General features: G+C 68.0%; 5 protein-coding genes. 2 read left to right on the top strand and 3 right to left on the bottom strand.

Annotated elements, in window-relative coordinates:
- Positions 1-646: exodeoxyribonuclease I (sbcB, locus tag AC1DU6_RS21290; protein ID WP_477859422.1), on the bottom strand; the 646-nt coding region annotated here is incomplete at its 3' end.
- A 36-nt stretch (positions 647-682) separates the two neighbouring features.
- On the opposite strand from sbcB, the gene AC1DU6_RS21285 reads away from it, so the two are divergent.
- Entirely contained in the window at positions 683-1,420 is a 738-nt protein-coding gene (locus tag AC1DU6_RS21285; RefSeq protein WP_457325519.1) for a transporter, read from the top strand.
- On the opposite strand, the gene AC1DU6_RS21280 is transcribed toward AC1DU6_RS21285, so the two are convergent.
- The gene (locus AC1DU6_RS21280) at positions 1,417-2,550 is read right to left on the bottom strand and encodes a beta-ketoacyl-ACP synthase III (RefSeq protein WP_477859420.1); all 1,134 of its coding nucleotides are present in this window, start codon (positions 2,548-2,550) and stop codon (positions 1,417-1,419) included. The two genes, AC1DU6_RS21285 and AC1DU6_RS21280, sit on opposite strands and share 4 nt — an antisense overlap.
- A gap of 101 nt (positions 2,551-2,651) precedes the next feature.
- Here AC1DU6_RS21280 and AC1DU6_RS21275 point away from each other — a divergent pair, with 101 nt between their 5' ends.
- Positions 2,652-3,965 carry a DUF3422 family protein gene (locus AC1DU6_RS21275; RefSeq protein WP_477859418.1) on the top strand — a complete coding sequence of 438 codons (1,314 nt, stop codon included), beginning with the start codon at positions 2,652-2,654 and terminating at the stop codon, positions 3,963-3,965.
- Here AC1DU6_RS21275 and AC1DU6_RS21270 read toward each other — a convergent pair.
- Positions 3,952-4,480 (bottom strand): DeoR/GlpR family DNA-binding transcription regulator (locus AC1DU6_RS21270; RefSeq protein ID WP_477859416.1); only part of this gene is annotated, 529 nt, incomplete at its 5' end. The two genes, AC1DU6_RS21275 and AC1DU6_RS21270, sit on opposite strands and share 14 nt — an antisense overlap.

Genomic DNA, 4,480 nt, shown 5'->3' with positions numbered 1-4,480 from the left:
TCTCGTCCCACACCGCCTGCTTGCTGCGCAACTTGACGCAGAAGTCCCATAGCTTGGGCTGGGCCTGGCGCAGCTTGCGCGCCAACGCCACGGTGGCGCGCACGTCGGACAGCGCATCGTGCGCCGCCTCGTGCGCGACGCCGTTGGCGATGGTCAGGTGCTCGAGCTTGAAGCTGGGGCGGCCATCCTCGTGCTTGGGCCACTCGAAGCCTTCGGGCCGCAGCGCATAGGCACAGCGCACCACGTCCAGCAGGTCCCAGCGGCCGCAGCCGTTCTGCCATTCGCGGCCATAGGGGTCGATAAGGTTGCGCCAGAACAGATGACGCGTCACCTCGTCATCGAAGCGGATGCTGTTGTAGCCCACGCCAATGGTGTTGGGCGTGGCCAGCACCGTCTCGATGGYGGCGGCAAACTCATGCTCGGGCACACCCTGCTGCAGGCAGTGCTGCGGCAGGATGCCAGTCAGCAGACAGGACTCGGGGTCGGGCAAGTAGTCCGGGGCCGGCTGGCAGTACAGCATCAGCGGCTCGCCGATCTCGTTGAGCTCGGCATCGGTGCGCAGGCCGGCGAACTGGGCCGGGCGGTCCCGGCGTGGCACGCGGCCGAAGGTCTCGTAGTCGTGCCAGAAAAATGAAAGGGAAGACATGGCCGCCACGATAGCTCAGCCGATAGAGTGGCTCGCATGAGACTTGCCCTGCTGCTCCTGGCCGTTTGCGCCGCGGCACACGCCGACGACGCGATCTCCCCCGACCGGCCCGACTTCACCAACGGCCCCGATGTGATGGCCGCAGGCCGCTTCCAGATCGAGACCAGCGGCGCCTGGCAGCGGGATGCGTCGGCGCGGCTGCGCTCGACGCCGACGCTGCTGCGCCTGGGTGTCAGCCATGACCTGGAGTTGCGGCTGGAGACCGACGGCGCGCTGCGCCAGCGCAACCCGAGCGCCAGCGGCCGAGGAGATCTGGCAGCCGGCTTCAAATGGCAGATGCAGGACGGCGACGAGGCCAAGCCTGGCCTGGGCTGGCTGTTCGAAGTGCAGACACCGACAGGCAGCGGGCCGTTCAAAGGCCACGGCTTGCGGCCCGGCCTGAGCTTTCTGGCCCAGTGGGAGCTGCCGGCCGGCTACTCGCTCGGCACGATGGCTGGCGTCTTCATCGATCGCAACGACACCGACCAGCGCTACACGGGTGCCCTGCTGTCGGCGAGCCTGGGCATCCCGCTGGGCGAGAAGCTGCACGGCTTTGCCGAGATCGCCGGCCAGCAGATCGCGTCGGCCCGCAATGGCGGCAATGTCGTCACGGCCGGCACGGGGCTGGCCTGGCAGCTCACAAGCGACGCTCAGCTCGACACGGCCGTCTTCCGCGGCCTGAACCACAACACGCCCGACTGGGCGTGGACGATCGGCCTCTCGCTGCGGTTTTAGCGCTTCTTGACGACCACGCTGCCGATKGAATAGCCCGCGCCGAAGGAGCAGATGACGCCGGCGTCGCCAGCCTTCAGGTCACCCCGGTGATGGTGGAAGGCAATGATGGAGCCGGCCGATGCGGTGTTGGCGTATTCGTCCAGGATCAGCGGCGCGATCTCGCTGCCGGCATCCGCACCCACCAGCTTCTTGATGACGAGCTGGTTCATGCCCTGGTTGGCCTGGTGCAGCCAGTAGCGGTGCATCTGCGTTGGCTCCAGGCCCAGCTTGCCCAGGTGGGCCTCGATATGGGCCGCGGCCATGGGCACGACTTCCTTGAACACCTTTCGGCCTTCCTGATAGAAGGTCAGGTCGCGGTCGCTCGGGTCACGGTCCTCGGCGCGGTTCATGAAGCCGAAGTTGTTGCGGATATTGCTGCTGAACTGTGTGGCGAGCTGCGTGCCGAGGATTTCCCACTGGTCGGCGCCGGTGGCGTCATCCGCGCGCTCGACGATGAGGGCCGTGCAGACGTCGCCGAAGATGAAGTGGCAGTCGCGGTCGCGCCATTCCAGGTGGGCCGAGGTGATCTCGGGGTTCACGACCAGCACGCATTTGCTGGCGCCCGAACGCACCGCGTTGAAGGCCTGTTCCAGCGCGAAGGTGGCTGACGAGCAGGCCACGTTCATGTCGAAGCCGTAGCCGCCGGCGCCCAGCGCCTGCTGGATCTCTACCGCCATGGCCGGGTAGGCGCGTTGCATATTGGCACTGGAGCAGAGCACGGCGTCGACATCCGCGCCGGTTTTGCCGGCCTGTTCAAGCGCCTTGCGGGCAGCATCGGCGGCGATCTCGGCCATCAGCGAGACCTCGTTGTCGCCGCGCGGCGTGAAGCGCGGRTACATGCGGGTCGGGTCCAGCACGCCGGCCTTGTCGACGACGTAGCGCTGCTTGATGCCCGAGGCTTTCTCGATGAATTCGACGCTGGAGTGTGTCAAGGCGGAGCGCTCGCCAGCGGCGATCGCCGTCGCGTGCTCGGCGTTCTGCAGGTCGGCGTAGGCGTTGAAGGCCTCGACCAGCTCGGCATTGGTGATGACATGGGGCGGGCGGTACAGGCCGGTGCCGCTGATGACCACGGCCGGGAATGAAGCTTGCATATTGAAGACGGAAGCCGCCGCTGCTGATGTACGAAGGCTGAAATCTTATCGATCCGGTTTGCTGCCTTCTCTAGGCACTAGCCTGGGGCCCTGGACAAAACATGCACGAAGACAGCCTGCTCCCACCCGACGACGCCCTGCGCCTGGCCCTGCACAACGAGGTGCATGCCCGGCCGCCGGCGCGCATCCGCCTGCCGGCCGTCATCGTCCACATCGCCGTGCTCAACGACGGCATCAGCCGGGCGCAGGAACATGCCCACCTGCGCCAGCTGCCCGGCCAGCACGAGCTGGCCGAGGAGGCGCTGAACGCAAACTTTCTGCGCCTGCGCTGCGGCGAGTTCTCGCTGAAGTGGGAGCGCCATGCCGAGTTCACGCGCTATTCGGTCGTGCAGCCCCTGCCCGCCGACGCCGAGGCCAGCGCGCAGACGCTGGATGCGCTGGCGCTCCGCGTCGCACCGGATTGGCTGGAGCGCATCCCGGGGCGCACCTTTGCGGCCATCAAGCTCGTCATGATCGAGCGGCAGCTGACTTTCGCGCCCAGCGCCCTGACCGAGGCCCAGGCCTGGTTCGGCGCGCATGCAACGGTCGCGTCGACGATGGGCGGCGGCCATTCCCTGGTTGTCACCGACTTCTGCCTGCGCGCGACCGGCTTCGAGCACATCGTCGTGCTGGCTGAGCCCGGCACGCCCGAGACCCGCGCCGGCCGCATCTGCCAGCGCCTGCTGGAGCTGGAGACCTACCGCCTGATGGCCCTGCGCGGCCTGCCCGCCGCCAAGTCGCTGGGCTCGACGCTGGCCGAGGTGGAGGCCACGCTGGCCAGCATCACCGCGCGGCTGGAGAAGCGCGGCGCGTCGGAAGCCGAACTGCTGGACGACCTGATCTCGACGGCCGCGCGCATCGAGCACGCCACCGCCTCGCACCAGTACCGTTTTGCCGCCACCCAGGCCTACCAGGCCATCGTCGAGCAGCGTCTGGCCGAGTTGCACGAGGGCAAGGTGGCCGGCAGGCAGTCGCTGGGCGAGTTCATGCAGCGCCGGCTCTCACCGGCCATCGCGACGGTCAATGCGACGGCGCAGCGGCTGGCCGGCCTGTCACAACGCATCTCACGCGCAAGCGCCCTGCTGCGCACGCGGGTCGACATCGCCACCGAGGCGCAGAACCAGCAACTGCTGGCCCAGCTCGGCGAAGGCCAGCGCACGCAGCTGCGCATGCAGGCSACCGTCGAGGGSCTGTCSMTCGCGGCCATTACCTATTACGTCGTCAGCCTGCTGCTKTACTTCTTCAAGGCSCTGAAGGCCGAGGGCTGGCTGCCAGTACAGCCCGAGCTGGCGGCGGGGGCGGCCATTCCCTTCGTGCTGCTGGCCGTCTGGCAGACGACAAGGCGCATCCACCGCAAGATCTTCAACCACCACTGACCAGGATCTCCAGGCCCGGCAGGCGCAGAGCCTGCAGCGCGGCCGGCTCGGCCTGAGGCGTGACGATCAGCGTGGACAAGGCCGACAGCGGCGCTATGCGGTAGGGCGAGATCTTGCCGAGCTTGTCGCTGCTGGCCATCAGCACCGTTTCCGCAGCGCTCGCCATCAGCAGCGCCTTGACCTGGGCCTCCTCGGCGTCGCCGGTGGACAGGCCGAAGCCGGCCTCCACACCGGTTACGCCGAGGAAATAGCAGTCCGCCCGCAACGCCTGGATGGCCTGTGCTACACCCGCGCCGACGGCCACGCCGGAATGCTTGAACAGGCGCCCGCCGAGCATCAGCACCTCGACGCTGGGATGCTCGATCAACGCCGTGGCGATGACGGGGCTGTGCGTGGCCACCGTCGCCCGCAGCTTGGCCGGCAGTTGCTGCACCATGGCCAGCGTGCTCGTGCCGCCATCGACGAAGACGAGCTGGCCGTCGGCGATGAGCGAGGCCGCACGGCGACCCAGGGCC

It is taken from the genome of Roseateles sp. P5_B10 (assembly GCF_056400485.1).
The sequence above is the reverse complement of the archived record's forward strand: the minus strand, read 5'-3'. Positions and strand labels throughout refer to the sequence as shown.

Bases quoted from the DNA above. Each gene is read 5' to 3' on its own strand.
- AC1DU6_RS21285 (WP_457325519.1), top strand. From the start codon at position 683: ATGAGACTTGCCCTGCTGCTCCTGGCCGTTTGCGCCGCGGCACACGCC.